Below are 25,071 nucleotides of genomic sequence, written 5' to 3'. Positions count from 1 at the left end.
ACGGCAGAGCGGGGATAACATTTATTTGGTTTATGTAACAAAATGTTACAAAGATGTCTCTGGGCAGTAACGGCAAGGATAATAAAATTGTAAATATTAAAAAGCCACTCTTTTTTAGTGGCTTTTTATTGGCGCTTTTCAGGCATAGATAATGGCCTGTGCCCGCCAGCGATCGACATGGCTCTCTTCCTGCATTTTAATGATGCGATACCAGGAGGCACCCTGCTCATCAGCTTTTAGCGCAATCATGCGCTCTACGTCCTGCGGGCTCCCTGAGATATCACTCACGGAGATCAATCCAATTTCATTTAAACCTGTCACACAATCCGCGCTGGCAAATTCAGCTGACTGTGCAGCCGTACTCAGCAGACCCGCTGAGAGCAGCAGTGAGGTCAAAGCAAGAGATCGTTTCATCGTTAGCTCCATTTTACGTATCCCCGGAATCCGCCGGGCAATCCTTCGCTAATAAACTCACTTCCATTGTCACAGGCATGGAGTTTATTGTGGACAGGAAAACGTCTATGGACGCAAAGCAGTGTAAATGTCGTTTAAATACCGCGCGTTATTTACGGTATAAAATGGCCTGCGAATACCATTGCCCTGTTACGATAGTTTCATCGATAAGGGTAATGACGTAATAATCTGCATTCGCGGCGACAGCTTTTGCTTTAATGGCATCTTCCACATCGTCGGGAGAGCCGCGCTCAAGTGCGGTCACGGTACCCATTCGCTGTAATCCTTCCGTCTGATTACGACGAATTTCCTGGGGGTGATCGGCGACCGGTGGTGCGGGCTGTGGCGTACCTTCCAGCACGCTACATCCGGCTAACAGCAGCATCAGCGTTAAAGCAGCAACCCTTCGCATAACCATATCTCGTTTCCTGATAGCCATAGTGTAGATCTCTGTTGATTTGACATTGGGGGAATGTTCCCAAATTGTTATCTGAGACGTAAATTTCGAATGAAAATTGTGTGAAAACGTAAGCCAGTTCTCAACATTATGATTCACCCTAAAGTATGAGGCCCACTGATGATTGAAATTGAAGTCCGGCAGCTTGGCGACCATGAGATTGTACATGCCGTTCCGGCGGGAAAACGGTCTGAACCGTTGCCGGTTGTTATTTTTTATCATGGTTTTACCTCCTCAAAGCTGGTCTACAGCTATTTTGCGGTGGCGCTGGCACAGGCAGGTTTCAGAGTGGTGATGCCGGATGCGCCCGACCACGGCGCGCGCTTTACGGGTGATGAGCAGGCCCGTCTGGGGCAGTTCTGGCCGATCCTGCATGGCAGCCTCACCGAGTTTGCCGCGCTGCGGGATGCCCTGTATCAGGCCGGGCTGGTGGCCGATGAACGCCTTGCGGTGGCCGGGGCCTCGATGGGCGGCATGACCGCGCTGGGGATTATGACGCGCCACCCTGAGGTGAAGTGTGTGGCAAGCCTGATGGGCTCTGGCTACTTTACGTCGCTGGCCCGGACGCTGTTTCCGCCGCTGCAGCCTGAGGCATTCGCGGCGATGGTCTCTCCGCTTGCCGACTGGGAAGTGACAACCGCGCTACCGCGTCTGGCTGACCGCCCGCTGCTGCTGTGGCATGGTGAGGAAGATGATGTAGTGCCTGCCGGAGAAACATTCCGTCTGCAGCAGGCATTACGGCAGGAAGGGCTGGATAAAAATCTGACCTGTCTGTGGGAGGCGGGGGTGAAACACCGCATTACCCCGACCGCGCTCGATGCCACGGTGGCGTTTTTCCGCCAGCACCTTTAAACGCGCAGGATCGTCACGCCCTGATCTTCCAGTTTCTGGAGGATCTGCGGGTTGGCATTTTTGCCGGTGATCACCATGTCTATCTGCTCGGCACGGCTGAACAGCATGCCCGCACGCTCGCCGACCTTGCTGCTGTCCACCAGCACCACCAGCTTGCCGACCACGTTCAGCATGTTCTGCTCCGCCATCGCCGTCAGCATATCGGTTTTATACAGCCCTTCGGCGGTGAGCCCTTTGCCGCTGGTAAACATCCAGTGCCCGGCATAGAGCGTGTTCTCGCTGTCCTGCGGACTTAAGGTGATGGACTGGCTCTTATTGTACTGGCCGCCCATGATCACCACGCTTTCATGCTCCTGATCGATCAGGTAGTTGGCCAGCGGCAGGTAGTTAGTGATGATCTGCACCGGTTTGCCGCACATTTCACGGCCCAGCAGGAAAGCGGTGGAACCGCAGTTAATCACCACGCTTTCGCCGGGATTGACCAGCTGGGAGGCGGCTCTGGCGATACGCACTTTCTCGTCGTGGTTCTGCGCCTGATGAATATTCATCGGCGACCAGCGTGGGCGCTGCTGGCTGATCCCTTCGGCGCCGTTGCGCACCTTTTTCAGCTTGCCGCTTTCATCAAGTTTGTTGATATCCCGGCGTGCGGTGGCGGGAGAAACGCCCAGCCGGGCAATCACCTGCTCAACGGTGACAAACCCGGTTTGCGCCAGGAGATCCAGTAAAATTTGATGCCGCTGTGCTTCCGTCATGAGCTATTCCGAAATAAATTGATGTTAAAAGATGATATTTGAAATAGCCTGAAAATACTAAGCAAAATGTTCTATCGCCAGGCAAGGCGCCTGGCGATCGCCTGAAAGATTACAGGAATGATTTGAACGGCAGGTCGGGCTCAATGGTGAAGCAATCATCAAAGCCGCGCGGGTAGTGATACTCAAAATTGTCTTTATCCAGCGGCCAGGTAAATTTGCCGCCCACCTGCCAGATAAACGGCTTAAAGCCATACTTCAGCCGGTCTTTTTTCATCTCCCACAGCACGCGGATCTCCTGCGGATCGGCCTGGAAGTTTGACCAGATATCGTGATGGAACGGGATCACCACCTGGGTGTTCAGCGCTTCCGCCATGCGCAGAATGTCGGCGCTGGTCATCTTGTCGGTGATGCCGCGTGGGTTCTCGCCGTAAGAGCCCAGCGCCACGTCGATATGGTGCTCATTACCGTGTTTGGCGTAGTAGTTGGAGTAGTGTGAGTCACCGCTGTGGTACAGCGTGCCGCCCGGGGTTTTGAAAAGATAGTTCACCGCGCGCTCGTCCATCCCGTCCGGTAACACGCCGGCTGCCTTCCGTTCGGCCGGCAGGGTAATCAGTGCGGTGCGGTCAAACGCGTCAAGGGCATGAATTTCGATGTCTTTGATTTTTACCACGTCGCCCGGTTTCATGACGATGCAGCGCTCTTTTGGCACGCCCCAGCCGATCCATAAATCGACACAGGTTTGTGGCCCGATAAAGGGCACGTCTTGCGGACAGTTCTGCATTACCGCTGCCGCAACGTTGACGTCGATATGATCGTTATGATCGTGGGTCGAAAGAACGGCGTCGATCTGACGAATCGCAAAAGGATCGAGGACAAACGGCGTGGTGCGAAGGTTCGGCTGCAGTTTCTCGACACCTGCCATACGCTGCATCTGATGGCCTTTTTTCATCAGCGGGTTGCCATGGCTCTGTTTGCCGGTGCCGCACCAGAAATCAACGCAGACATTGGCGCCGCCCTGAGACTTCAGCCAGATGCCGGTACAGCCCAGCCACCACATCGCGAATGTGCCCGGCGCGACCTGCTCCTGTTCGATCTCTTCATTCAGCCAGCTACCCCATTCCGGGAAAGTGCTCAGGATCCATGATTCGCGGGTAATGGTATTCACTTTACTCATTGTCAGACTCCCTATCTATCAAAAGTAATCATTTGGTGATGTAGTTTGATTTATATTGTCACCGATGAATCAGCAATGCAATGCCGTTTTGCGAGGTTTGCGGCAAACTCAGGCGACTACCCTGAAAATTCCTGAATGTGATTTTGTTACTTATATTTATATAATTTATTGATTTAGAATGAATTTATAGAGTGGATGTGAATGCATATAAAGGCATTAATCTTTAAGGGGAAATAATTTGCGTGATGCGTCACAAATAATCAAAATCAATCTTGTGGTGATTATTTGTGATTAATAGAGTGGGGGCTGTTGTACGAGCATTACGCATCGTACTGCCTTTACCGGAGAGTGTTATGGAGATCCTCTACAGCGTCTTTACCGTCTTTTTTAATCAGGTAATGACCAATGCCCCGCTGCTGCTGGGTATCGTGACCTGCCTGGGTTATATCCTGCTGCGTAAAAGCGTGAGCGTGATAATCAAAGGCACCATCAAAACCATCATCGGTTTTATGCTGCTTCAGGCAGGTTCAGGCATTTTAACAAGCACCTTTAAGCCCGTTGTCGCCAAAATGTCGGAAGTTTATGGCATCAACGGCGCGATTTCAGACACCTACGCCTCAATGATGGCCACCATCGAACGCATGGGCGATGCCTATAGCTGGGTGGGATACGCCGTCCTGCTCGCCCTGGCGCTGAACATCATTTACGTTCTGCTGCGTCGGATCACCGGCATCCGCACCATCATGCTGACCGGCCACATCATGTTCCAGCAGGCCGGGTTGATTGCGGTTTCCCTCTATATTTTCGGCTATTCGATGTGGACCACCATTATCTGTACGGCAGTGCTGGTCTCACTCTATTGGGGGATCACCTCCAATATGATGTACAAACCCACACAGGAAGTGACCGACGGCTGCGGTTTCTCCATCGGCCACCAGCAGCAGTTTGCCTCATGGATTGCCTATAAGGTTGCCCCGTATCTGGGTAAAAAAGAGGAGAGCGTTGAGGATCTGAAGCTGCCCGGATGGCTGAATATCTTCCACGACAACATCGTCTCTACGGCGATTGTGATGACCATCTTCTTTGGCGCCATCCTGCTCTCCTTCGGCATTGACGTTGTGCAGGCCATGGCGGGTAAAACCCACTGGACCATCTACATCCTGCAAACCGGCTTCTCCTTCGCCGTAGCGATTTTCATCATCACCCAGGGCGTCCGCATGTTCGTCGCCGAGCTGTCTGAGGCCTTCAACGGTATCTCTCAGCGTCTGATTCCCGGCGCGGTGTTAGCGATTGACTGTGCGGCGATTTATAGCTTCGCGCCGAACGCGGTGGTGTGGGGCTTTATGTGGGGCACCATCGGCCAACTGATTGCGGTTGGCATCCTGGTGGGCTGCGGCTCGTCCATCCTGATTATTCCTGGCTTTATCCCGATGTTCTTCTCTAACGCCACCATCGGCGTGTTTGCTAACCACTTCGGCGGCTGGCGCGCGGCGCTCAAGATCTGCCTGGTGATGGGCATGATTGAAATCTTCGGCTGCGTGTGGGCGGTCAAGCTCACCGGTATGAGCGCCTGGATGGGGATGGCGGACTGGTCGATTCTGGCGCCGCCGATGATGCAGGGCTTCGCCTCTGTCGGCCTGATCTTTATGGGCGTCATCATTCTGATTGCACTGGCTTATATGTTCTTCGCTGGCCGTTCGCTGCGCGCTGAAGAAGATGCGGAACAACAAACAGCAGAAGTTTCTGCTCACTAAGGAGTTTTGATTATGACCGTACGTATCCTGGCCGTGTGTGGCAATGGGCAAGGGAGCTCCATGATCATGAAGATGAAAGTGGACCAGTTTTTAACCCAGTCAAAAATTGACCACACGGTGAACAGCTGCGCGGTGGGTGAATACAAAAGTGAACTGAACGGCGCGGACATCATCATCGCCTCAACCCACATCGCCGGTGAGATTAACGTGACTGGCAATAAATACGTGGTGGGCGTGCGCAACATGCTGTCGCCTGCGGACTTTGGCCCAAAACTGCTGGAAGTGATCAAAGCGCATTTCCCGCAAGACGTGAAGTAAAGAGGCTTTATGAAACTACGTGATTCGCTGGCAGAGAATAACTCCATCCTTTTACAGGCCGAGGCCAGTACCTGGCAGGAGGCGGTAAAGCTGAGCGTCGATCTGCTGGTTAAGGCTGACGTTGTAGAGCCGCGTTATTACCAGGCCATTCTTGATGGCGTCGAGCAGTTCGGGCCGTACTTTGTGATTGCCCCGGGGCTGGCCATGCCGCATGGCCGTCCGGAAGAGGGCGTCAAAAAAACCGGTTTCGCCTTGGTCACCCTGAAAACGCCGCTGGTGTTTAACCATGAAGATAACGACCCGGTGGACATCCTGATCACCATGGCCGCCGTGGATGCCAACACCCATCAGGAAGTGGGCATTATGCAGATCGTCAATCTGTTTGAAGATGAAGCCAATTTTGACCGTTTACGCGCCTGCCGCACCGCGCAGGAAGTGCTGGATTTAATCGACAACGCCACAGCGGCGGCAGTTTAAGAGGGATTTGAAAATGTCATTACCTATGTTACAGGTTGCCCTGGATAACCAGACCCTGAACCACGCTTACGAAACCACGCGTCTTATCGCCGAAGAAGTAGACATCATCGAAGTAGGCACCATCCTGTGTGTCGGCGAGGGGGTTCGCGCCGTCCGCGACCTGAAAGCCCTCTACCCGCATAAAATTGTGCTGGCCGACGCCAAAATTGCCGATGCGGGCAAAATCCTGTCGCGGATGTGCTTCGAAGCCAACGCCGACTGGGTCACGGTGATCTGTTGCGCGGATATCAACACCGCCAAAGGCGCGCTGGAAGTGGCAAAAGAGTTTAACGGTGACGTGCAGATCGAACTTACCGGCTTCTGGACCTGGGAGCAGGCCGAAGAGTGGCGCGCCGCAGGCATTCAGCAGGTGGTCTATCACCGCAGCCGCGATGCGCAGGCCGCGGGCGTTGCCTGGGGCGAAGCGGATATTAGCGCCGTTAAGCGTCTGGCGGAGATGGGCTTTAAGGTGACGGTTACCGGCGGGCTGGCGCTGGAAGATCTGCCGCTGTTCGCGGGGATCCCGATTCACGTCTTTATCGCCGGTCGCAGCATCCGCGATGCCGCCTCGCCGGTGGAAGCGGCACGCCAGTTCAAACGTTCCATCGCCCAACTGTGGGGATAAGGAGCGGCTATGTTAAGCAAACAGGTGCCGCTTGGCATCTATGAAAAGGCGCTCCCCTCGGGGGAGTGCTGGCTCGAACGACTGAAACTGGCGCAGTCGCTGGGGTTCGATTTCGTCGAGATGTCGGTGGATGAGACGGACGAGCGCCTCTCCCGTCTCGACTGGAGCCGCGAACAGCGTCTGGCGCTGGTGAACGCCGTCGCCGAAACCGGCGTGCGCGTGCCATCAATGTGCCTGAGCGCCCACCGTCGCTTCCCGCTCGGCAGTGAAGATGACGCCGTGCGGACACAGGGCCTTGAGATCATGCGTAAAGCGATTCGCTTCGCCCAGGACGTGGGGATCCGCGTTATCCAGCTGGCCGGTTATGACGTCTACTATCAGGAAGCCAATGACGAAACGCGCCGTCGTTTCCGGGATGGGCTGAAAGAGAGCGTGGAAATGGCCAGCCGTGCGCAGGTGACGCTGGCGATGGAGATCATGGATTACCCGCTGATGAACTCCATCAGCAAGGCGCTGGGCTATGCCCACTACCTGAATAATCCGTGGTTCCAGCTCTATCCCGATATCGGCAATCTCTCGGCGTGGGATAACGACGTGCAGATGGAACTGCAGGCAGGCATCGGCCATATCGTGGCGGTCCATGTGAAAGACACCCGCCCCGGCGTCTTCAAAAACGTGCCTTTCGGCAGCGGGATAGTCGATTTTGAACGCTGCTTCCAGACGCTAAAACAGAGCGGCTACTGCGGGCCTTATCTGATCGAAATGTGGAGCGAAACCTCAGCCGATCCGGTTCGCGAAGTGGCGCTGGCGCGCGACTGGGTGCGTGAGCGGATGGCGCGAGCCGGGCTCGGAGAGGATCAGCATGAAGCAGCTTAAACAGCAGGTATTTGAGGCAAACATGGATTTGCCGCACTACGGTCTGGTCACTTTCACCTGGGGAAACGTCAGCGCCATCGATCGGGAGCGTGGGCTGGTGGCGATCAAACCCAGCGGGGTCGCCTACGAGACCATGCGCGTCGATGACATGGTGGTGGTGGACCTCAGCGGCAACGTGGTGGAAGGGCAATGGCGCCCTTCGTCTGATACCGCGACCCATCTGGCGCTGTACCGGCGTTACCCCTCTCTTGGCGGGGTGGTGCATACCCACTCGACCCATGCGACCGCCTGGGCGCAGGCAGGGCTGGCGATCCCGGCGCTCGGCACTACCCATGCCGACTACTTCTTTGGCGATATCCCCTGTACCCGGGCCCTAACCGAAGCAGAAGTGCAGGGCGAGTACGAGCTCAACACCGGCAAGGTGATCATTGAAACGCTGGGAGAGGGTGAACCGCTGCACAGACCGGGCATTGTGGTGTATCAGCATGGCCCCTTTGCCTGGGGAAGCGATGCTCACGATGCCGTGCATAATGCCGTAGTCATGGAAGAGGTTGCGAAAATGGCGTGGATAGCTCGCGGCATTAATCCGCACCTGAAGCCCGTCGACAGCTATCTGATGAACAAACATTTTATGCGCAAGCATGGTGCCAATGCCTATTACGGCCAGAAGTAAGAGAAGTAAAAGAAGAAAAAAAGCCCCCGGGCAGGGGGCTAATCAGACTATGACAATTTTTTCGTTGTTGGCTTTCCTGGTGCTAGCGTCAAAGCGTTACCGATAGATATCTGCGCTGACGTGCATATTGCCGTTGCTGCCCGGTTCACGGGTGAGCATGACGTGATAGTAGCGGGCATCCCGCGCATCGGCTTCTGCATTAATTGCTTCAGTCGCTTCACTTTCCGTGGCGAAGTTATGGTTGATATAAATGACGCCCAGGCTTTGCACATCATCCATATTTCTGGCCTGTCGGCCGTCAACCTGAATGGCTGCAGTCGCGTTTGCACTCAGCAAAAGCGCAGCCAGAAGGGCAATGGTGATCTTTTTCATGATATGCGCTCCACGACAAACTACGGTGCGACGATATTCACGGCTGTCTTTTGTCCTGAGACAGGGTCTGATTAAAGTGTAAGCATGAATCTCACAGGCTATGGCGACCATTTCTGATGCTGTTGTTCAAAAAAACGCCGCGATCGTCCGTGAGCAATGGTAAATCACCCACTTAGACCCGCTTTGCGCTTTGTGCGAATTATTTGCGCAATCAGCTTGAGTTTCCTGGGGGGCGCAAGTATTATGACGCGTCAATTTTTCAGCCGACCTTTAACACGTTCCTTGCCTCCCCGGGCCTCGGCTGACCCAGACAGGAGGCTGAATAATCCGTAAGGAGCAATTCGATGCGTCATTACGAAATCGTTTTTATGGTCCATCCTGACCAGAGCGAACAGGTTCCGGGTATGATCGAGCGCTACACTGGTGCAATCACTGCAGCAGAAGGCACGATCCACCGTCTGGAAGACTGGGGCCGCCGTCAGCTGGCTTATCCGATCAACAAACTGCACAAAGCTCACTACGTTCTGCTGAACGTTGAAGCGCCGCAGGAAGCGATCGATGAGCTGGAAACTAACTTCCGCTTCAACGATGCCGTTATCCGCAGCATGGTTATGCGTACCAAAAACGCAGTGACCGAAGCATCTCCGATGGTTAAAGCGAAAGACGAGCGCCGTGAGCGTCGCGATGATTTCGCAAACGAAACCGCAGATGATTCTGATGCTGGGGATTCTGAAGAGTAATTTCTGATGACCAACCGTCTGGTGTTGTCCGGTACCGTGTGCAGGACCCCACTTCGCAAGGTCAGCCCATCAGGAATTCCTCACTGCCAGTTCGTGCTTGAGCATCGTTCAGTGCAGGAGGAAGCCGGGTTTCACCGGCAGGCGTGGTGCCAAATGCCCGTTATTATTAGCGGACACGAAAACCAGGCCATTACTCACAGTATAACGGTCGGTAGTGCAGTAACGGTTCAGGGGTTCATCTCTTGCCACAAGGCAAAGAACGGCCTGAGCAAACTAGTTCTGCATGCCGAGCAGATTGATTTGATAGATTCTGGAGACTAGCCAAATGGCACGTTATTTCCGTCGTCGCAAGTTCTGCCGTTTCACCGCGGAAGGCGTTCAAGAGATCGACTATAAAGATATCGCAACGCTGAAAAACTACATCACCGAAAGCGGTAAGATTGTCCCAAGCCGTATCACCGGTACTCGTGCAAAATACCAGCGTCAGCTGGCTCGCGCTATCAAACGCGCTCGCTACCTGTCCCTGCTGCCGTACACTGATCGTCATCAGTAATCGGGCACGGTCCATTAATACGACTTTAAGAGGATAAGGTAATGCAAGTTATTCTGCTTGATAAAGTAGCAAACCTGGGCAGCCTGGGTGATCAGGTAAACGTTAAAGCGGGCTACGCTCGTAACTTCCTGGTTCCACAGGGTAAAGCTGTTCCTGCTACCAAGAAAAACGTAGAGTTTTTCGAAGCACGTCGTGCTGAACTGGAAGCCAAACTGGCTGACGTTCTGGCGGCTGCTAACGCTCGCGCTGAAGAAATCAACGCACTGGGCACCGTTACTATCGCGTCTAAATCAGGCGACGAAGGTAAACTGTTCGGTTCCATCGGTACCCGCGATATCGCTGATGCAGTAACTGCAGCTGGCGTTAAAGTGGCTAAGAGCGAAGTTCGTATGCCGAACGGCGTTCTGCGTACCACCGGTGAGCACGAAGTGGACTTCCAGGTTCACAGCGAAGTATTCGCGAAACTGGTTGTTAACGTTGTTGCTGAGTAAGTAATTACTCTTCACCACGTCGAAGCGCCGGCCTTGTGCCGGCGTTTTGCTTTTTAACGCGACCAGCCCCTTTCTTTGTGACTTGTATGGTGGCTATTCCTTGCGCATTCCCTGATAATAAAATGAAACGACATTTTATCTTTGGGATTTGTCATGGACACCGCTCTGCCTGCACCGCTTTTCTCTCGTAAAAACATTGTCTTCGCCAGCGCGACCCTGTGCTGTCTGTTATGGGGTAGCTCCTATCCCGCGATTAAGAGTGGCTACGAACTCTTTCAGATCGCCGCCAACGACATTCCGTCAAAAGTGGTCTTTGCCGGTTATCGCTTTGTTTTTGCAGGCCTGCTGTTGCTGCTGCTTGCTCTGGCTCAGCGCAAGCCGATTGGCCGGCTTAGCCCGCGACAGTTCGGACAGCTGACGGTCCTTGGCCTGACGCAGACCGCTATTCAGTACACCTTCTTTTATATCGGCCTCGCCTATACCACAGGTGCTAAAGGCTCGATCATGAACGCGACCGCCACCTTCTTCAGCGTTATGCTGGCGCACTTCATCTATCAGAACGACAGGATCAGCTACAACAAGGCACTTGGGTGTATCCTCGGTTTTGCCGGGGTGATGATCGTGAACTTTAACAGCGGCTTGCAGGACTTCCACTTTGTCTGGAACGGGGACGGTTTTGTGGTGCTGGCGGCGTTTATCCTCTCTGCCGCCACGCTCTACGGTAAACGCATCTCTCAGACGGTCGACCCGATGGTGATGACCGGCTGGCAGCTGGCGATTGGCGGGGTGATGCTGGTGGTGGGCGGTTACATCACCGGCGGAACGCTGGCCGTCCCCAGCTTCAAGGCGGCGGCTATCCTCGGCTATCTGACCCTGCTCTCCTCGGTTGCGTTTGCCCTGTGGAGTTTGCTGCTGAAACACAACCGCGTAAGCATGATCGCCCCGTTCAACTTTTTAGTGCCGGTCGCCGGAACCGTACTCTCGGCCATTTTCCTCGGTGAGAATATCCTCGAGATCAAATATGCCGTGGCGCTGGTGCTGGTCTGCTCAGGGATCTGGTGGGTCAATAAAGAGAGTGGAAAGCAGGCCCGGTAAGCCTTACGCCACCGGGCGAACTGCTATTTAGCGCGGATAAAGCTGCCGTCAGACTGACGGGTAAACAGCACCTGCTGGCCGTTTCCGCTGTCAATGGTCAGCCCGGTTACCACACCGCTCGCATTTTGGCGGATCTGCACCATCTGGCCGTTTTGCAGATTGCTCAGCGGCTTGCCAGCACCTTCAACCTGCGCCATGGCATAGACATCGGTCGGCGGCAGGTTATGATCGCGGAACAGCTGCGCCAGGGTTTTACCCGGCTCTACCCGATAGGTCCGCCACTGCTGCTCAATACCGGGAGGGGATTGCCGGGACTGAACAGGCGCGGCGGCCTGCTCCTGGGGTTGATCCTCCTGAATCGGCTCCGGCTCAACAGGGGCGATCTGGCCGGGATCGTTAGACGGGGCCACCAGCTGCGTCTGCATCGGCTGTGCGTCGGGCTGCGGCTGCGTCTGCGAACGAATATCCAGTTCGGCATCGCGACGAACCGGCGTCGTCGCGCTGTCGTCCGCGCCGCCTGGCAGCAGAAATCCGACAATCACCATCAACGCACCAATAATAATGCCTCTGCGGTGCAGGGGCGGCAGCGGGTCCATGATGCGAAAGTTATCCGGCGCATGCCAGATTTTCGTCAGGGTAGGTTTTAGTTCAAATGGCCCGGGCATGGCTCTCCTCCTGCTCCGCGTCTTTTTTCCTGTCCCGAGAAGTATAGTTTGCTAACTGCCTGATGAGCGTAACAAAGCCGGCTTCCGTGACACGCATTCGGGAAAAATCCAGATAGTCTCTATTGTTTCCGTTTCGTCGCAATTTGTCATCTTTCCATAAGACAAAGTTTTACCGGATGGAAGGTGGCTGTTATGCTGCCCGCTACTTTAAATGTGATGGAAGGAAATCCCATGACCACCCCGACTTTTGACACAATCGAAGCGCAAGCAAGCTACGGCATTGGTTTGCAGGTAGGACAGCAGCTGAGCGAATCAGGTCTGCAGGGTCTGTTACCTGAAGCGCTGGTGGCGGGTATCGCCGATGCGCTGGAAGGTAAACAACCGGCGGTTCCGGTAGATGTGGTTCACCGCGCGCTGCGTGAGATCCACGAACGTGCTGACTCCGTGCGTCGCGCTCGTTTCGAAGAGATGGCTGCGGCAGGCGAGAAATTCCTCGAAGAGAACCGTGAGCGTGAAGGCGTGAACAGCACCGAAACCGGCCTGCAGTTCCGCGTACTGACTCAGGGTGAAGGCCCAATCCCGGCGCGTACCGACCACGTTCGCGTGCATTACACCGGTAAACTGATCGACGGTACCGTGTTCGACAGCTCCGTTGCCCGCGGCGAACCGGCAGAATTCCCGGTAAATGGCGTGATCCCAGGCTGGATCGAAGCCCTGACCCTGATGCCGGTTGGCTCTAAATGGGAACTGACTATCCCGCAGAACCTGGCCTACGGCGAGCGCGGCGCTGGCGCGTCCATCCCGCCATTCAGCACCTTGGTCTTCGAAGTTGAGCTGCTGGAAATCCTGTAAGCGACCTTCCTCTTCCTCTCCCCGACAGGGGAGGGGAAATCAGTTAAAAAACCTATAGTTACGCGCCAATCAACAGATTATCTTGCAAAAGGTCACAGTAAGTGTATTTTTGTGAGCTGTTTTGCGTTGCTTAAGTGATATGACACTCAGTTTCAACATGTTGTTAACATAATATTTAAATCATAGTATTCATCCCGCCGATTCTTACCTAATATCGATGAGTCCTTAATCGGGGCCGTCGCTTTTCGATGTAATAAAGGGCCAGAAGAGCCTGAACAACACAGGTAGTCACAACAGGAAAACATCACATGGTAGATCAGGTAAAAGTCGTTGCCGACGAAGAGGCACCGTCTGAACAGTCGCTACGGCGCAATCTCACAAACCGTCATATTCAGCTTATCGCCATCGGCGGTGCTATCGGCACCGGGCTGTTTATGGGGTCAGGTAAAACCATTAGCCTTGCCGGTCCGTCGATCATTTTTGTCTATATGATCATCGGCTTCATGCTCTTTTTCGTGATGCGTGCAATGGGAGAGCTGCTGCTCTCGAATCTCGAATACAAATCCTTCAGCGACTTTGCCTCCGACCTGCTCGGGCCGTGGGCGGGTTACTTTACCGGCTGGACCTACTGGTTCTGCTGGGTTGTTACCGGCATGGCCGACGTGGTCGCCATTACGGCCTATGCGCAGTTCTGGTTCCCGGGGCTGTCTGACTGGGTAGCCTCGCTGGCAGTCATCGTCCTGCTGCTGAGCCTTAACCTCGCCACCGTGAAAATGTTCGGTGAAATGGAGTTCTGGTTCGCGATGATCAAAATTGTCGCCATCGTTGGCCTGATCGTGGTCGGCCTGGTGATGGTGATGACGCACTTCACCTCTCCGAGCGGCGTGCAGGCTTCGTTTACCCATCTGTGGAATGACGGCGGCTGGTTCCCGAAAGGGCTGAGCGGCTTCTTCGCCGGCTTCCAGATTGCGGTCTTTGCCTTCGTGGGGATTGAGCTGGTCGGCACCACTGCCGCAGAAACCAAAGATCCTGAGAAGTCGCTGCCACGGGCAATTAACTCCATTCCCGTGCGTATCATCATGTTCTACGTCTTCGCGCTGATCGTCATTATGTCGGTTACGCCGTGGAGCTCCGTCGTCCCTACCAAGAGCCCGTTCGTTGAGCTGTTTGTGCTGGTAGGCCTGCCGGCTGCGGCGAGTCTGATTAACTTCGTGGTGCTGACGTCAGCGGCCTCTTCGGCCAACAGCGGCGTGTTCTCCACCAGCCGTATGCTGTTTGGCCTGGCGCAGGAAGGCGTAGCGCCGAGCGCGTTCGCGAAGCTCTCTAAGCGTGCGGTACCGGCGAAAGGGCTGACCTTCTCCTGTATCTGCCTGCTGGGCGGCGTGGTGATGCTCTACGTGAACCCAAGCGTGATTGGCGCGTTCACCATGATCACCACCGTCTCTGCGATCCTGTTCATGTTCGTCTGGACCATCATCCTGTGCTCGTACCTGGTGTACCGCAAACAGCGTCCGCACCTGCATGAAAAATCGATCTACAAGATGCCGCTTGGCAAGCTGATGTGCTGGGTCTGCATGGCATTCTTCGTGTTCGTACTGGTTCTGCTGACGCTGGAAGAGGATACCCGTCAGGCGCTGATCGTTACGCCGCTGTGGTTTATCGCGCTGGGGCTGGGCTGGCTGTTTATCGGTAAGAAACGTATGGCAGGTGTAAGGTAAAAGCAAAACGGCAACTTCGGTTGCCGTTTATAGGCCCGGTAAGCGTTAGCGCTACCGGGCTTTTTTATTCCCCGGCAAGCGCCCGCGGGAACAGCACGTTATTCTCAAGACTAATGTGTTCCATCAGGTCGTCAATCATCTCGTTAATCCCGTTATACATCGCGCGCCAGGTGGTGCAGGCATCCGCAGGCGGGGTCACGTTATGGGTGATGTGCTTAATCACTTCGACCAGTTCACCGGCGTCGTCGTGTTCGCTTTCCATCACGCTGATAGGCCCCATCGCCTGGCTACCCATCCCCTGTTTGATCATCGGGAACAGGATCTGCTCCTCTTTCATCATGTGGCTGGAGAGCTCTTCATGCAGCAGGGTCAGGTTTTTCGCCAGGCCGCGCGGAACGGAGGCTTTTTCGGCATGGACGCGCTCAACCTTGGTGGCCTGCAGGATCAGCTCCGGCAGCTGTTCGCGGTGGCGGTCATGGAAACGCACGATGATGTGGTCGATGATCTCTGCCAGCGCCACGCTGCGCCAGTCTTTTTCCAGCGGCTGCTCGGCCAGTTTTTCCAGTTCAGCTTCGATGAGGTCCAGATCCAGTTCCTTACGCGATGCGGCACGCGCCAGGGTCTGCTTACCGCCGCAGCAGTAATCCATATCGTATTTACGAAACAGCGCGGAAGCGCGTGGGATGGAGAGCGCCAGCTCGCCTAAAGGTTGGTCGCGGAAGGCCATGGTCGTTACCTCATCGTTATTTGATAAGATGTATTTTAAATGCATCTTTAAGGTGAAGATATAACCCTTTAGGAGCAGAGGATTAAAAAGGGTGCAATTCACAAAAGTTTCTTATGATTTAACTTGCTGAATGGATTTGATAATTTCCAAATAATAGGGGTGGTTAGACCACGAATTGTTAAATAACACGCCCTCCCTGCCGATATACCCCTCAGACAATATCCTGCAAAAGAAGACTGAGAATGTTTAAACGTATTAAAGTAATCACCCTGTTAGTCTCGGTGCTGCTGGTGCTGGGGGTGATGCAAATCATCGCGGCGTCGGTATTTATCAATGCCCTGAATAACGATAAGGACAATTTCACCGTCTCCCAGCTCTCAAGCCAGAACGTGGCGGAGTTTACCGACGCGTGGATCAGCCTGAACCAGGCGCGCGTCACCCTTAACCGCGGTATGCTCCGTCTGCAGAGCAGCACGGCGAGCGAAATCAACGGCGGCCAGTTGGGCGAGCTGGTGACGGCGGGCAAAAACCTGCTGGCAGAAGCCCAGGGACACTACGACAAATATTACGCCCTGCCGGAAACGCCGGGCCTGGATGAGAAGCTGGCCGATCGGCTGGAAGAGCAGTACCGCGCTTACCACACCACGCTGACGAAAATGAACGAGCTGTTGGCGCAGGGCAACCTGGACGACATGTTCAGACAGAATGCCGAGCAGAAGCAGGTGGCAATGCAGGCTGTTTATCGTGAATGGCGTGAAGCCCAGGCGAAGCTGGCCAGCGCAGGCATTACTGACAACGAGAACGACTACCAGCGGATTCTGTGGATCCTGACGGCAATTATGGTGATTGTGGTGGCGGTGATTGTCGCCAGCTGGATCGCCATGCGCAACGTCCTGCTGAAGCCGCTGCACGAGGTGATTGCCCATATTCGCGCCATTGCCGCAGGGGATCTGACCCAGCCCGTTAACGCCGAAGGTCACAATGAAATGGCGATGCTGTCGCATAACGTACACGAGATGCAGAAGGCGCTGGCTAACACCGTGGGCGTGGTTCGCGATGGGGCAGATACCATCTATACCGGTGCCGGTGAGATCTCCGCAGGCAGCAACGACCTCTCTTCCCGTACCGAGCAGCAGGCGGCCTCGCTGGAAGAGACCGCCGCCAGCATGGAACAGCTGACCGCCACCGTGAAGCAGAACGCCGATAACGCCCGTCAGGCGTCACGCCTGGCGCTGGATGCCTCGAGTACCGCGAAGAAAGGCGGGAACGTGGTTGAAGGCGTAGTGCGCACCATGGACGAGATTGCCAACAGCTCCAGTAAAATCGCCCAGATCACCAACGTGATTGACGGTATCGCCTTCCAGACCAACATCCTGGCGCTGAACGCGGCGGTAGAAGCGGCGCGTGCCGGAGAGCAGGGACGCGGGTTTGCGGTGGTGGCTGGGGAAGTGCGTACGCTGGCCCAGCGCAGCGCCCAGGCGGCGAAAGAGATTAAAGGGCTGATCGACGACTCTGGCGCGCGCGTCAGCGCCGGTTCCGCGCTGGTGAACGAAGCCGGGGAGACGATGGCGGAGATCGTCAGCGCCGTCACCCGCGTTACCGACATCATGGGCGAAATTGCTTCTGCCTCTGATGAGCAGAGCCGCGGGATTGACCAGGTTGGCCAGGCGGTGGCCGAGATGGATCGCGTGACCCAGCAGAACGCCTCGCTGGTTGAGGAGTCTGCGGCGGCGGCAGCAGCGCTGGAAGAGCAGGCAGCGCGCCTGAACGAGGCGGTGGCGGTGTTTAAGATCACAAAGAGCCAGACGGCGAAGGCCGCGCCGATGAAAACTTATACCGCAAAAGCGAAGCCGGTGCTGGCGACGACGGACGCGAACTGGGAAACCTTCTAAAACCTGCCGGGTGGCGGCTTCGCTTACCCGGCCTGGGAAGTGTGCGGCCTGTTGCCCTCACCCCAACCCTCTCCCACCGGGAGAGGGAGCACACATTAAAAACGGCAACCCCAGGGTTGCCGTTTTGCTTTTACCTCGCCGCCGGGCGATACCTACAGCTCCGAAGCCGGAACAACCAGGGGTTTTTCCGGTTTCGCGCTCACCGCAATCACCACGCCTACCACCAGCAACACAATCCCCGTGCCGGTTAACAGCGGCGGCAGACTCTGGCGCATCAGGAAGGTATACAGCAGCCCGGCCAGGGTTTCGAAGACAATCAGCGGCCCTAATATCACCGTCGGTAATTTCTGGCTGGCGACGTTCCAGCACAGCGCACCCACCCACGAGCAGCACACCGCAATTGCCACCATCAGCCCAAGGAAGACCCACGGGCGCGGCCCCAGCGGAAGCGCAAAGTCCGGCTGCTGCACGTTCAGCCATGCGCAGGCGGCGAGATACCCCACCACCGAGACCGGCAGCGTCACCAGCGCCTGGGCGGTGGCCCACATCATCGGATGCTTGTCGGGGTTTTCCCGCAGCCAGCGGGCGTTACGCAGGGCATACCATGCCCAGCAGACCACCGACACCGACGCCAGCAGGATCCCGGACACGTAGCGCCAGCCGCTGCCCCCGGCCACACCATGACGCAGCTCGGCGATATTCACGCACACCAGCCCCAGCGCAATGGCAAGCAGTCCGGGGACCATCTTCGACCACGGCAGTTTACCGTCGCGCTGGCTGTAGAGCAGATTGGCGAACACCGGGATCACCACCGGCAGGGTGCCAATGATCATCGTCGAGACGGGCGCTCCGGTACGCTGGATTGCGCTGGCCAGGCAGATGTAATAGATCACATTGCCCATCATGGTCAGCGACAGCGCGGTGAGCCAGTCCCGGCCTTTAAGCTGGCGCAACCGCGCCCGGCCCAGCCAGGCGATCGGCAGGGCGATAAGCCCCAGCGCCAGATAGCGCCCCATCGACTGCAACGCCGCCGGGTATTCCGGGACGATCAGCGGACCAACAAAAATCAGCCCCCACATCAACCCTGCAAGCAGGGCATACAACATGCCGCTAATCATTTTTCCATCCATCTTATTTGAACCTGCTGGCAGTGTAGAAAGACAAAAGGGGGGACGTATTGTATGAGATTGCGCATTAGCGCTGCGTTACCTGTTTCTGGTAGCGCACGGGAGTGATGCCGTACCGACGCGTAAACGCCCGGGTCAGGTGCGACTGATCGGTCAGGCCCGTCGCAGCGGCAACTTCTGCCGCAGGCAGTCCCTGGGTGAGAAAGGCTTTGGCGCGCCACAGGCGGATGGCCATCAGCATCTGATGGGGTGTGACGTGAAAATGGGCCTTGAACTGGCGCTGGAAATGGTACGGGCTGAGCGACACCACCTGCGCCAGCTCATCAAGGGTCAGGGAGTGCATATAGTTGTCATGCAGGTAGTCGCGCACCCGCTCGAAGCGATGTGCCCCTTCGTGCAGGACAGGCGCATGGCGCGCCAGCGGTTTAAAGGTATCAATCAGGTCCAGCAGCAAGCCTTTTTGCGCCAGCGGATCGTTGGTATGCCACAGGCCGTAGATCAGCTGACAGATCTGCTGCGAACGGCGGGGATCGTGGCGGGTAACGTCGCTGAACCACCAGTGGCGGATGCCGGTCACCTCTTCAAGCAGATCCGGTTCGAGATAGATCATCCGGTAGCGCCAGCCGTCGGCAGTCTCGGCCTCGCCAGTGTGAAGTTCATCAGGATTCATGGTGACGACGGAGTGGACCGGGGCGACGTACTGCGTCCCGCGATAGCGAAAGCGTTCGGCACCGGCTTCTATGGCGCCGATCCCGAAGGCCTCGTGGGTATGGGGCTCAAACGCGTAGCGGGAGATATGGGCGTGATACAGTTCGACGCCAGGCACCTGCGCCAGATGGCGAAAGCGCGCGCTGTCTCTCTCATCGAAGAACTGTTCGGGTACGCCTTGCACGGTGAGCCTCCTCGCGGGTCAGACTGTCATTATCAGAGATGACCCGCGGGGATGCCACACTAATTAACTACATTTTAACAATTACAGGATGCCCTTCACGCTCTCAGCAAGCGTTGTGGTCGGGCGACCCAGCAGCGCGCTCAGGGTGCGGCTGTCATCAAACAGGCCGCCTTTCGAGGCGCCCACGTCGGAGTCGGCCAGCATATCCGCCAGGCCCGCCGGTAAGCCAACGCCCTTCAGCGCGGCGGCAAAATCGGCTTCGCTCAGGTTCTGATACGCCACGTTTTTACCGCTCTGGCGGCTGAGTTCGGCTGCAAGTTCTCCTAATGTCCACGCGTGGTCGCCCGCCAGCTCATATACTTTACCGGCATGGCCCTCTTCGCTGATGACGCGTGCGGCGGCAGCGGCATAGTCGGCGCGGGTGGCAGAGGCGATTTTGCCTTCGCCGGCGGCACCGATGAACACGCCGTGCTCCAGCGCAGGCGGAGCGCTGGCGAGATAGTTTTCGGTATACCAGCCGTTACGCAGCAGGGCATAAGGAATGCCCGACTCTGCCAGGGCGCGTTCGGTGGCGACATGCTCCACGTGCAGGCCCAGCGGCGAGGTATCGGCATGCAGCAGGCTGGTATAGGCGATGAACTTCACGCCCGCCGCCTTCGCCGCGTTAATCACGTTCTGATGCTGCGGGGCGCGCTGGCCCACTTCGCTGGAGGAGATGAGCAGCAGCTTATCCACCCCTGCGAGCGCACGGGTGAAGGCGGCCTGGTCGGTGTAATCGGCCTGACGCACGGTCACGCCCTGCTGGCTGAGCGCCTCAGCCTTTGCCGGGTTGCGTACAATGGCGACCAGCTGGCTGGCCGGAACGGTTTTCAGGAGCTGTTCAATAACGAGTTGGCCAAGCTGGCCGGTAGCGCCGGTGATTGCGATCATGATGATTATCCTTCGTATTGGGTGACTGTTGTGGCACACTATCACTCAAACTAACTTTTAGTAAGTACGCACAAAAAGGTAAGTATCAAATGACGAATCAGACCCTCAGCGAGCAGCTGCGCGACGGCAACCTGTTTGCCGAGCAGTGTCCTTCCCGGGATGTGCTCAAGCATGTGACCAGCCGCTGGGGCGTGCTGATTCTGGTGGCGCTGCGTGATGGAACGCATCGCTTCAGCGATCTGCGCCGCAAGATGGGCGGGGTGAGCGAAAAGATGCTGGCCCAGTCGCTCCAGGCGCTGGAGCAGGATGGCTTTATCAACCGGGTGTCTTTTCCGGTGGTGCCTCCCCACGTGGAGTACAGCCTGACGCCGCTGGGGGAAGAGGTGAGTGAGAAGGTTGCGGCGCTGGCCGACTGGATAGAGCTGAACTTACCGCAGGTGATGAGTAACAGGGGGGAGCGGGCGGCGTGATTATATAAAATTGTGCGGCCTGATGCCCTCACCCCAACCCTCTCCTTTGGTCCGAGGGCGCAAACACTAAAAACGGCAACTTGCGTTGCCGTTTTGCTTTTACCTCGCCTTACCCGGCCTACATAAACGACTATTTGCTCAAATCTAATTGATAAATCGCAAATCCGATCTCATCGGTGGCGACCTGCTGCATCGGGTACTGCGCTTTCTCTTTGATAAACGCCGCCGCTTTTTCCGTTGGCGCGGTCTCAAAGCGAACATCCAGCTTCACGTCGCTGTGGACAGGGGCCAGACGCCAGTTGTTGTCCGCTGCTGGATGGATTTCGCCACGCTTCTTCGACTCCTCGCCAATCCACGCCGCCAGCACCGAGCGGTTCTCATCCGGTGAGGCGAAGGCGATATGGCTGTCGCCGGTTCCGGCAAACTTCCCGCCGTAGGCGCGGTAGTTGTTGGTCGCCACCAGGAAGGTCGCTTTCGGGTCGATCGGCTTGCCGTTAAAGGTCAGGTTCTTGATGCGCTCGGCCTGGGCATTCACCACCTGGCATTCGCCGTCATATTTCGCCGGCTGCGACACGTCAATCTGGTACTCCACGCCGTCGATCACGTCGAAGTTATAGGTACGGAAACCGTCCCAGTTAATCAGCGACTGTGGTTTGCTGCTGTGGGTATCGATCTGGTTGAACTGTCCGGCGGAACACTCCAGCCACTCCTTCACCTCCTGGCCTGTGGCTTTGACCACCACCAGGGTGTTCGGATAGAGATAGAGATCGGCGGCGTTACGGAAGGTCAACTGGCCTTTCTCCACTTCGACGTAGCTGGCCGGATCGTTTTTACGTCCACCCACCTTAAACGGCGCGGCGGCGGAGAGCACCGGCAGTTTCGCCAGATCCGGGTCGCCCTGGATATATTTCTCCACGTAGGCTTTCTGCGCCATGTTCACAACCTGTACGGTAGGATCGTCCTGCACCAGTGACAGGTAGCTGTACATGTTGTCGGCGGATTTACCGATCGGTTTGCTGACAAACTCGCGGGTGGCGTCGTGATCGTGCTTCAGCACCTCAACAATGTGCTTATCCTCGGCCACCAGCGCTTTTTTGGCGGCCAGATCGTAAATCGGTCGGGCTTCGGCTTTCGACTGCGTGACCTGCCATTTCCCGGCGTCGTTATTCAGCACCAGATCGACCACCCCAAGGTGATCCCCCCACATGCCCGGCATCACCGCTGGCACACCGTTCAGGGTTCCTTTCGCAATGTCGGCTCCTTTGATGCTGGCGAAATCTTTGCCCGGGAACACCGCGTGGGCGTGGCCGAAGAGAATGGCGTCCACCCCTTTGACTTCGCTGAGGTAGTAGACCGAGTTTTCCGCCATCGCCTGGTATGGGTCGGCAGAGAGACCCGAGTGCGCCACCACTACCACCAGATCGGCGCCTTTCTCGCGCATCTCCGGCACATACTTGCGGGCGGTTTCGGTGATGTCGTTGACCGTCACTTTGCCGCTCAGGTTAGCCTTATCCCAGGTCATGATCTGCGGCGGGACAAAACCGATATAGCCGATCTTCAGGGTCTGCTGTTTGCCATCCTGATCGACGACTGTCGTTTCTTTAATTAAGTAAGGCGTAAACAGCGGTTTGTTGGTCTTAACGTCGATGATATTGGCGTTAACGTACGGGAATTTGGCCCCGGAGAGCGCCATGTGCAGGTAGTCCAGCCCGTAGTTAAACTCGTGGTTGCCGAGGTTGCCCACCGCGTAATCCAGGGTGTTCAGCGCCTTATATACCGGATGCACATCGCCCTTTTTTAGCCCCTTCGCCGCCATGTAATCCCCAAGCGGACTACCCTGAATTAAGTCGCCATTATCGACCAGCACGCTGTTTTTCACTTCGCTACGGGCGGCGTTAATCAGGCTGGCGGTGCGCACCAGGCCAAATTTTTCCGTCGGGGCGTCTTTGTAGTAGTCGAAGTCCATCATATTGCTGTGCAGGTCGGTGGTTTCCATTATGCGGAGATCGACCGTCGCCGCCTGTACGCTCGCTGCAATCAGCGTCGCCAGAAGCGTTGCGCTAAACTTAATCATCAGAGGAGTCCTTTTTTAGATCCAGGCCACAAAAGAATATGTATCTATATTTTTTTGCTTACAGAATTGTGAATCCTGCCAGAAAAAAGGGCACTGAAACCGGAATTGCTTCACAGATAGCGGATTTATTCACAATGCGATATAAATAAAACAAAGAGTTAAACCCACTGTGTTAACAAAGAGGTGGAGAATGTTAGATAAAATTTGTCAGCTCGCACGGGATGCGGGCGATGCCATTATGCAGGTCTACGATGGCAAGATCCCAATGGACACGATCCGTAAAATCGACGACTCCCCGGTCACTGCAGCCGATCTCGCGGCGCACGGGGTGATCCTGCAGGGTCTGCAGGCGTTGACGCCCGATATTCCGGTGCTGTCCGAAGAAGATCCTCAGCCCTGGGACCAGCGCCAGCACTGGCAGCGTTACTGGCTGGTGGATCCGCTGGACGGCACCAAGGAGTTCATCAAACGTAACGGTGAATTCACGGTAAATATTGCTCTGATTGATAAAGGCAAAGCGGTGCTGGGCGTGGTCTATGCCCCGGTGCTGAAGGTGATGTACAGCGCCGCAGAAGGCAAAGCGTGGAAAGAAGAGTGCGGGGTGCGCAAGCAGATCCAGGTGCGTGACGCCCGGCCACCGCTGGTGGTGATCAGCCGCTCGCATTCGGATAATGAGCTGGAGGAGTATCTGCATCAGCTGGGTGAGCACCAGACGACGTCCATCGGCTCATCGCTGAAGTTCTGCCTGGTGGCAGAAGGGCAGGCGCAGCTTTACCCGCGCTTCGGCCCGACCAACGTCTGGGATACGGCGGCAGGCCATGCCGTTGCCGCCGCTGCGGGTGCACACGTTCACGACTGGCAGGGCAAGCCGCTCGACTATACCCCGCGTGAATCTTTCCTCAATCCGGGCTTCCGGGTCTCGCTTTACTGACCGAGCAGCTTGTGCAGCAGGGCAACCACCTGCTGCACCTCTTCCTGGGTCAGGGCGCCATCTTTCGCCCACTGCACGTTACCGTTTTTATCCAGCACCACGACTGCCGAACTCTCTTCTTCCAGCTGCCAGGCGCTACGCGCGGCACCGTTGCTGTCGACAATGAACTGTGACCATGGATAGAGCTTTTTATTGCTCTCGAGGCTGCTGCGCACGAACATGCCGGAGCCCGGGATCGCATCATCGGTGTTCACGACGGTAGTGGTCTGATAAGTATCTTTTGGTAAATGTGCCGCCTTGATCGCTTCAATCAGGGTTGCGTTTTTCTCTTTTGCCGATGTGCGGCCGGCAATATGTAGCACCACTCGCACTTTGCCCACGAGCTGCGCGCTATTCCAGGTTTTGTAGCTAAACTCATTATTGTCGAGGATCAATTCTCCCCGGTCGGCAATGCCCACCGGCGGCACACGTTGTCCCTTCTCAAAATTATGTGCGGAAGCCATCAGTGGCAGCATCAGGCAGGCAGTTGCCAGGATGTTACGTAAGGTCATGGTGTTTTCCTTTTTGTTTTTAGCAGGTGATCCGACCACTTGGTCTGACGTTTTAATCATAAGTGCGATCGCGGTGCTTTACCCGCAATCCCGGTGCCAGAGTGAGGTGGAACGCACATATCTGCACAAAAACGATGGCTTATACTGCCTGAAAGTTACGTTTGCAAAGAATATTCTGATTATTTGTCATCAAAAGGTAAATAAACTTATGCAGACTGGGTATCACCTTTTTTCTCGTCTATAGTCATTGGGCAACAAAATTTGCGCTCCAGAGGGTCGGCCCGATTGTGGTGCCGCAAGAGCGTATGATTCGCAGGAGATAATAGAATGAAAATTTTCCAACGCTACAATCCGCTTCAGGTAGCTAAATACGTAAAAATCCTGTTCCGTGGACGGTTGTATATCAAGGATGTTGGCGCTTTTGAGTTTGATAAGGGCAAAATCCTTGTCCCGAAAGTGAAGGATAAACAGCACTTTTCTGTGATGTCCGAAGTCAACCGTCAGGTTATGCGTCTGCAAACTGAGATGGCTTAACCAACGT

30 protein-coding genes are annotated in these 25,071 nt (G+C 55.9%); 18 read left to right on the top strand and 12 right to left on the bottom strand.

Annotated features, from left to right (window positions below; all coding sequences use genetic code 11):
* Positions 1-138 precede the first annotated feature (138 nt).
* Together yjfN and bsmA are read right to left on the bottom strand one after the other, a co-directional pair.
* Complete coding sequence (yjfN, locus tag ACOYA6_RS14890; RefSeq protein WP_039028450.1) at positions 139-426, bottom strand: DUF1471 family protease activator YjfN; 288 nt, start codon at positions 424-426, stop codon at positions 139-141.
* Positions 427-562: 136 nt separating this feature from the next.
* The gene (gene bsmA / locus ACOYA6_RS14885) at positions 563-892 is read right to left on the bottom strand and encodes a biofilm peroxide resistance protein BsmA (RefSeq protein WP_072036607.1); all 330 of its coding nucleotides are present in this window, start codon (positions 890-892) and stop codon (positions 563-565) included.
* 138 nt (positions 893-1,030) lie between these two features.
* Here bsmA and yjfP point away from each other — a divergent pair, with 138 nt between their 5' ends.
* A complete protein-coding gene (gene yjfP / locus ACOYA6_RS14880; protein WP_422654927.1) occupies positions 1,031-1,762 on the top strand; it encodes an esterase in 732 nt (243 codons plus the stop codon).
* Here yjfP and ulaR read toward each other — a convergent pair.
* Together ulaR and ulaG are read right to left on the bottom strand one after the other, a co-directional pair.
* Positions 1,759-2,514 carry an HTH-type transcriptional regulator UlaR gene (ulaR, locus tag ACOYA6_RS14875; RefSeq protein WP_039028453.1) on the bottom strand — a complete coding sequence of 252 codons (756 nt, stop codon included), beginning with the start codon at positions 2,512-2,514 and terminating at the stop codon, positions 1,759-1,761. The genes yjfP and ulaR overlap by 4 nt on opposite strands.
* 109 nt (positions 2,515-2,623) lie before the next feature.
* Positions 2,624-3,688, bottom strand: coding sequence for an L-ascorbate 6-phosphate lactonase (gene ulaG, locus ACOYA6_RS14870; protein ID WP_422654926.1), 1,065 nt, complete (start codon positions 3,686-3,688; stop codon positions 2,624-2,626).
* Between the two features lie 353 nt (positions 3,689-4,041).
* On the opposite strand from ulaG, the gene ulaA reads away from it, so the two are divergent.
* From ulaA to ACOYA6_RS14840, 6 genes are read left to right on the top strand one after another with little or no spacing between them, the layout of a single operon-like run.
* Positions 4,042-5,442 (top strand): PTS ascorbate transporter subunit IIC, encoded by a 1,401-nt coding sequence (gene ulaA, locus ACOYA6_RS14865; protein WP_138370092.1) that lies wholly within the window; start codon positions 4,042-4,044, stop codon positions 5,440-5,442.
* Between the two features lie 12 nt (positions 5,443-5,454).
* Entirely contained in the window at positions 5,455-5,760 is a 306-nt protein-coding gene (gene ulaB, locus ACOYA6_RS14860) for a PTS ascorbate transporter subunit IIB (protein ID WP_138370093.1), read from the top strand.
* 9 nt (positions 5,761-5,769) lie between these two features.
* Complete coding sequence (gene ulaC, locus ACOYA6_RS14855; RefSeq protein WP_039028457.1) at positions 5,770-6,237, top strand: PTS ascorbate transporter subunit IIA; 468 nt, start codon at positions 5,770-5,772, stop codon at positions 6,235-6,237.
* Positions 6,238-6,250: 13 nt separating this feature from the next.
* Positions 6,251-6,901, top strand: coding sequence for a 3-keto-L-gulonate-6-phosphate decarboxylase UlaD (locus ACOYA6_RS14850; RefSeq protein WP_039028458.1), 651 nt, complete (start codon positions 6,251-6,253; stop codon positions 6,899-6,901).
* A gap of 9 nt (positions 6,902-6,910) precedes the next feature.
* Entirely contained in the window at positions 6,911-7,777 is an 867-nt protein-coding gene (locus ACOYA6_RS14845; protein WP_422654925.1) for an L-ribulose-5-phosphate 3-epimerase, read from the top strand.
* Positions 7,764-8,450 (top strand): L-ribulose-5-phosphate 4-epimerase, encoded by a 687-nt coding sequence (locus tag ACOYA6_RS14840; protein ID WP_139564050.1) that lies wholly within the window; start codon positions 7,764-7,766, stop codon positions 8,448-8,450. The genes ACOYA6_RS14845 and ACOYA6_RS14840 overlap by 14 nt, the downstream gene beginning before the upstream one ends.
* A 96-nt stretch (positions 8,451-8,546) precedes the next feature.
* Here ACOYA6_RS14840 and yjfY read toward each other — a convergent pair whose 3' ends face one another.
* Positions 8,547-8,822, bottom strand: coding sequence for a DUF1471 family protein YjfY (gene yjfY, locus ACOYA6_RS14835; RefSeq protein WP_039028461.1), 276 nt, complete (start codon positions 8,820-8,822; stop codon positions 8,547-8,549).
* Positions 8,823-9,166: 344 nt separating this feature from the next.
* On the opposite strand from yjfY, the gene rpsF reads away from it, so the two are divergent.
* The 5 genes from rpsF to ACOYA6_RS14810 all read left to right on the top strand — a co-directional run bounded on the left by rpsF (position 9,167) and on the right by ACOYA6_RS14810 (position 11,701).
* The gene (rpsF, locus tag ACOYA6_RS14830) at positions 9,167-9,562 is read left to right on the top strand and encodes a 30S ribosomal protein S6 (protein ID WP_011915632.1); all 396 of its coding nucleotides are present in this window, start codon (positions 9,167-9,169) and stop codon (positions 9,560-9,562) included.
* Between the two features lie 6 nt (positions 9,563-9,568).
* Entirely contained in the window at positions 9,569-9,883 is a 315-nt protein-coding gene (priB, locus tag ACOYA6_RS14825) for a primosomal replication protein N (RefSeq protein ID WP_039028462.1), read from the top strand.
* Between the two features lie 4 nt (positions 9,884-9,887).
* A complete protein-coding gene (gene rpsR, locus ACOYA6_RS14820) occupies positions 9,888-10,115 on the top strand; it encodes a 30S ribosomal protein S18 (RefSeq protein ID WP_000135199.1) in 228 nt (75 codons plus the stop codon).
* A gap of 41 nt (positions 10,116-10,156) precedes the next feature.
* Positions 10,157-10,606 carry a 50S ribosomal protein L9 gene (gene rplI / locus ACOYA6_RS14815; RefSeq protein ID WP_032616202.1) on the top strand — a complete coding sequence of 150 codons (450 nt, stop codon included), beginning with the start codon at positions 10,157-10,159 and terminating at the stop codon, positions 10,604-10,606.
* Between the two features lie 153 nt (positions 10,607-10,759).
* Positions 10,760-11,701, top strand: coding sequence for a DMT family transporter (locus tag ACOYA6_RS14810; RefSeq protein WP_039028463.1), 942 nt, complete (start codon positions 10,760-10,762; stop codon positions 11,699-11,701).
* A 23-nt stretch (positions 11,702-11,724) separates the two neighbouring features.
* On the opposite strand, the gene ACOYA6_RS14805 is transcribed toward ACOYA6_RS14810, so the two are convergent.
* Positions 11,725-12,366 (bottom strand): OapA family protein, encoded by a 642-nt coding sequence (locus ACOYA6_RS14805; RefSeq protein ID WP_039028464.1) that lies wholly within the window; start codon positions 12,364-12,366, stop codon positions 11,725-11,727.
* A 231-nt stretch (positions 12,367-12,597) separates the two neighbouring features.
* On the opposite strand from ACOYA6_RS14805, the gene fklB reads away from it, so the two are divergent.
* On the top strand, positions 12,598-13,218 hold the full coding sequence (fklB, locus tag ACOYA6_RS14800) for a BamJ family beta-barrel-assembly machinery protein (protein ID WP_039028465.1): 621 nt from the start codon (positions 12,598-12,600) through the stop codon (positions 13,216-13,218).
* Positions 13,219-13,526: 308 nt separating this feature from the next.
* A complete protein-coding gene (gene cycA, locus ACOYA6_RS14795; RefSeq protein ID WP_039028466.1) occupies positions 13,527-14,936 on the top strand; it encodes a D-serine/D-alanine/glycine transporter in 1,410 nt (469 codons plus the stop codon).
* Positions 14,937-15,000: 64 nt separating this feature from the next.
* Here the strand turns inward: cycA and ytfE are convergent, their stop codons facing one another.
* Entirely contained in the window at positions 15,001-15,663 is a 663-nt protein-coding gene (ytfE, locus tag ACOYA6_RS14790) for an iron-sulfur cluster repair protein YtfE (RefSeq protein WP_039028487.1), read from the bottom strand.
* Between the two features lie 242 nt (positions 15,664-15,905).
* On the opposite strand from ytfE, the gene ACOYA6_RS14785 reads away from it, so the two are divergent.
* Positions 15,906-17,555, top strand: a complete 1,650-nt coding sequence (locus ACOYA6_RS14785) for a methyl-accepting chemotaxis protein (RefSeq protein WP_422654924.1) — start codon at positions 15,906-15,908, stop codon at positions 17,553-17,555.
* Between the two features lie 152 nt (positions 17,556-17,707).
* Here the strand turns inward: ACOYA6_RS14785 and ACOYA6_RS14780 are convergent, their stop codons facing one another.
* From ACOYA6_RS14780 to ACOYA6_RS14770, 3 genes are all read right to left on the bottom strand, one after another.
* Positions 17,708-18,673, bottom strand: coding sequence for a DMT family transporter (locus ACOYA6_RS14780; protein ID WP_422654978.1), 966 nt, complete (start codon positions 18,671-18,673; stop codon positions 17,708-17,710).
* A 76-nt stretch (positions 18,674-18,749) separates the two neighbouring features.
* Positions 18,750-19,574: an AraC family transcriptional regulator gene (locus tag ACOYA6_RS14775; protein ID WP_422654923.1), complete on the bottom strand. Its 825-nt coding sequence runs from the start codon at positions 19,572-19,574 to the stop codon at positions 18,750-18,752.
* 81 nt (positions 19,575-19,655) lie between these two features.
* Positions 19,656-20,504, bottom strand: coding sequence for an SDR family oxidoreductase (locus tag ACOYA6_RS14770; RefSeq protein ID WP_422654922.1), 849 nt, complete (start codon positions 20,502-20,504; stop codon positions 19,656-19,658).
* Positions 20,505-20,593: 89 nt separating this feature from the next.
* Between ACOYA6_RS14770 and ACOYA6_RS14765 the strand changes: the two genes are divergently transcribed.
* On the top strand, positions 20,594-20,974 hold the full coding sequence (locus ACOYA6_RS14765; RefSeq protein ID WP_422654921.1) for a winged helix-turn-helix transcriptional regulator: 381 nt from the start codon (positions 20,594-20,596) through the stop codon (positions 20,972-20,974).
* 130 nt (positions 20,975-21,104) lie between these two features.
* On the opposite strand, the gene ACOYA6_RS14760 is transcribed toward ACOYA6_RS14765, so the two are convergent.
* Positions 21,105-23,048 (bottom strand): bifunctional 2',3'-cyclic-nucleotide 2'-phosphodiesterase/3'-nucleotidase, encoded by a 1,944-nt coding sequence (locus ACOYA6_RS14760; RefSeq protein WP_422654920.1) that lies wholly within the window; start codon positions 23,046-23,048, stop codon positions 21,105-21,107.
* Between the two features lie 190 nt (positions 23,049-23,238).
* On the opposite strand from ACOYA6_RS14760, the gene cysQ reads away from it, so the two are divergent.
* Positions 23,239-23,979, top strand: a complete 741-nt coding sequence (cysQ, locus tag ACOYA6_RS14755) for a 3'(2'),5'-bisphosphate nucleotidase CysQ (protein ID WP_223074453.1) — start codon at positions 23,239-23,241, stop codon at positions 23,977-23,979.
* Here the strand turns inward: cysQ and ACOYA6_RS14750 are convergent.
* On the bottom strand, positions 23,973-24,530 hold the full coding sequence (locus tag ACOYA6_RS14750; RefSeq protein WP_039028473.1) for a YtfJ family protein: 558 nt from the start codon (positions 24,528-24,530) through the stop codon (positions 23,973-23,975). The genes cysQ and ACOYA6_RS14750 overlap by 7 nt on opposite strands.
* A gap of 327 nt (positions 24,531-24,857) precedes the next feature.
* Here ACOYA6_RS14750 and ACOYA6_RS14745 point away from each other — a divergent pair, with 327 nt between their 5' ends.
* A complete protein-coding gene (locus ACOYA6_RS14745; RefSeq protein WP_032616223.1) occupies positions 24,858-25,064 on the top strand; it encodes a DUF1107 domain-containing protein in 207 nt (68 codons plus the stop codon).
* Positions 25,065-25,071: the final 7 nt, after the last annotated feature.

It is taken from the genome of Leclercia barmai (assembly GCF_049312895.1).
Classification (GTDB): domain Bacteria; phylum Pseudomonadota; class Gammaproteobacteria; order Enterobacterales; family Enterobacteriaceae; genus Enterobacter; species Enterobacter barmai.
Note: the sequence above shows the minus strand (reverse complement) of the source record. Positions and strands in the feature narration are given on the sequence as shown.

Coding starts and splice junctions, on each gene's coding strand:
- ACOYA6_RS14750 (WP_039028473.1), bottom strand. CDS start 24,530: ATGACCTTACGTAACATCCTGGCAACTGCCTGCCTGATGCTGCCACTG.
- ACOYA6_RS14765 (WP_422654921.1), top strand. CDS start 20,594: ATGACGAATCAGACCCTCAGCGAGCAGCTGCGCGACGGCAACCTGTTT.
- yjfY (WP_039028461.1), bottom strand. CDS start 8,822: ATGAAAAAGATCACCATTGCCCTTCTGGCTGCGCTTTTGCTGAGTGCA.
- ulaC (WP_039028457.1), top strand. CDS start 5,770: ATGAAACTACGTGATTCGCTGGCAGAGAATAACTCCATCCTTTTACAG.
- priB (WP_039028462.1), top strand. CDS start 9,569: ATGACCAACCGTCTGGTGTTGTCCGGTACCGTGTGCAGGACCCCACTT.
- ACOYA6_RS14840 (WP_139564050.1), top strand. CDS start 7,764: ATGAAGCAGCTTAAACAGCAGGTATTTGAGGCAAACATGGATTTGCCG.
- yjfP (WP_422654927.1), top strand. CDS start 1,031: ATGATTGAAATTGAAGTCCGGCAGCTTGGCGACCATGAGATTGTACAT.
- ACOYA6_RS14760 (WP_422654920.1), bottom strand. CDS start 23,048: ATGATTAAGTTTAGCGCAACGCTTCTGGCGACGCTGATTGCAGCGAGC.
- fklB (WP_039028465.1), top strand. CDS start 12,598: ATGACCACCCCGACTTTTGACACAATCGAAGCGCAAGCAAGCTACGGC.
- ACOYA6_RS14785 (WP_422654924.1), top strand. CDS start 15,906: ATGTTTAAACGTATTAAAGTAATCACCCTGTTAGTCTCGGTGCTGCTG.
- ACOYA6_RS14770 (WP_422654922.1), bottom strand. CDS start 20,504: ATGATCGCAATCACCGGCGCTACCGGCCAGCTTGGCCAACTCGTTATT.
- ulaG (WP_422654926.1), bottom strand. CDS start 3,688: ATGAGTAAAGTGAATACCATTACCCGCGAATCATGGATCCTGAGCACT.
- rpsF (WP_011915632.1), top strand. CDS start 9,167: ATGCGTCATTACGAAATCGTTTTTATGGTCCATCCTGACCAGAGCGAA.
- ulaR (WP_039028453.1), bottom strand. CDS start 2,514: ATGACGGAAGCACAGCGGCATCAAATTTTACTGGATCTCCTGGCGCAA.
- ACOYA6_RS14850 (WP_039028458.1), top strand. CDS start 6,251: ATGTCATTACCTATGTTACAGGTTGCCCTGGATAACCAGACCCTGAAC.
- ACOYA6_RS14805 (WP_039028464.1), bottom strand. CDS start 12,366: ATGCCCGGGCCATTTGAACTAAAACCTACCCTGACGAAAATCTGGCAT.
- ACOYA6_RS14745 (WP_032616223.1), top strand. CDS start 24,858: ATGAAAATTTTCCAACGCTACAATCCGCTTCAGGTAGCTAAATACGTA.
- yjfN (WP_039028450.1), bottom strand. CDS start 426: ATGGAGCTAACGATGAAACGATCTCTTGCTTTGACCTCACTGCTGCTC.
- bsmA (WP_072036607.1), bottom strand. CDS start 892: ATGGCTATCAGGAAACGAGATATGGTTATGCGAAGGGTTGCTGCTTTA.
- ACOYA6_RS14845 (WP_422654925.1), top strand. CDS start 6,911: ATGTTAAGCAAACAGGTGCCGCTTGGCATCTATGAAAAGGCGCTCCCC.
- rpsR (WP_000135199.1), top strand. CDS start 9,888: ATGGCACGTTATTTCCGTCGTCGCAAGTTCTGCCGTTTCACCGCGGAA.
- ulaB (WP_138370093.1), top strand. CDS start 5,455: ATGACCGTACGTATCCTGGCCGTGTGTGGCAATGGGCAAGGGAGCTCC.
- rplI (WP_032616202.1), top strand. CDS start 10,157: ATGCAAGTTATTCTGCTTGATAAAGTAGCAAACCTGGGCAGCCTGGGT.
- ytfE (WP_039028487.1), bottom strand. CDS start 15,663: ATGGCCTTCCGCGACCAACCTTTAGGCGAGCTGGCGCTCTCCATCCCA.
- cycA (WP_039028466.1), top strand. CDS start 13,527: ATGGTAGATCAGGTAAAAGTCGTTGCCGACGAAGAGGCACCGTCTGAA.
- ulaA (WP_138370092.1), top strand. CDS start 4,042: ATGGAGATCCTCTACAGCGTCTTTACCGTCTTTTTTAATCAGGTAATG.
- ACOYA6_RS14780 (WP_422654978.1), bottom strand. CDS start 18,673: ATGATTAGCGGCATGTTGTATGCCCTGCTTGCAGGGTTGATGTGGGGG.
- cysQ (WP_223074453.1), top strand. CDS start 23,239: ATGTTAGATAAAATTTGTCAGCTCGCACGGGATGCGGGCGATGCCATT.
- ACOYA6_RS14810 (WP_039028463.1), top strand. CDS start 10,760: ATGGACACCGCTCTGCCTGCACCGCTTTTCTCTCGTAAAAACATTGTC.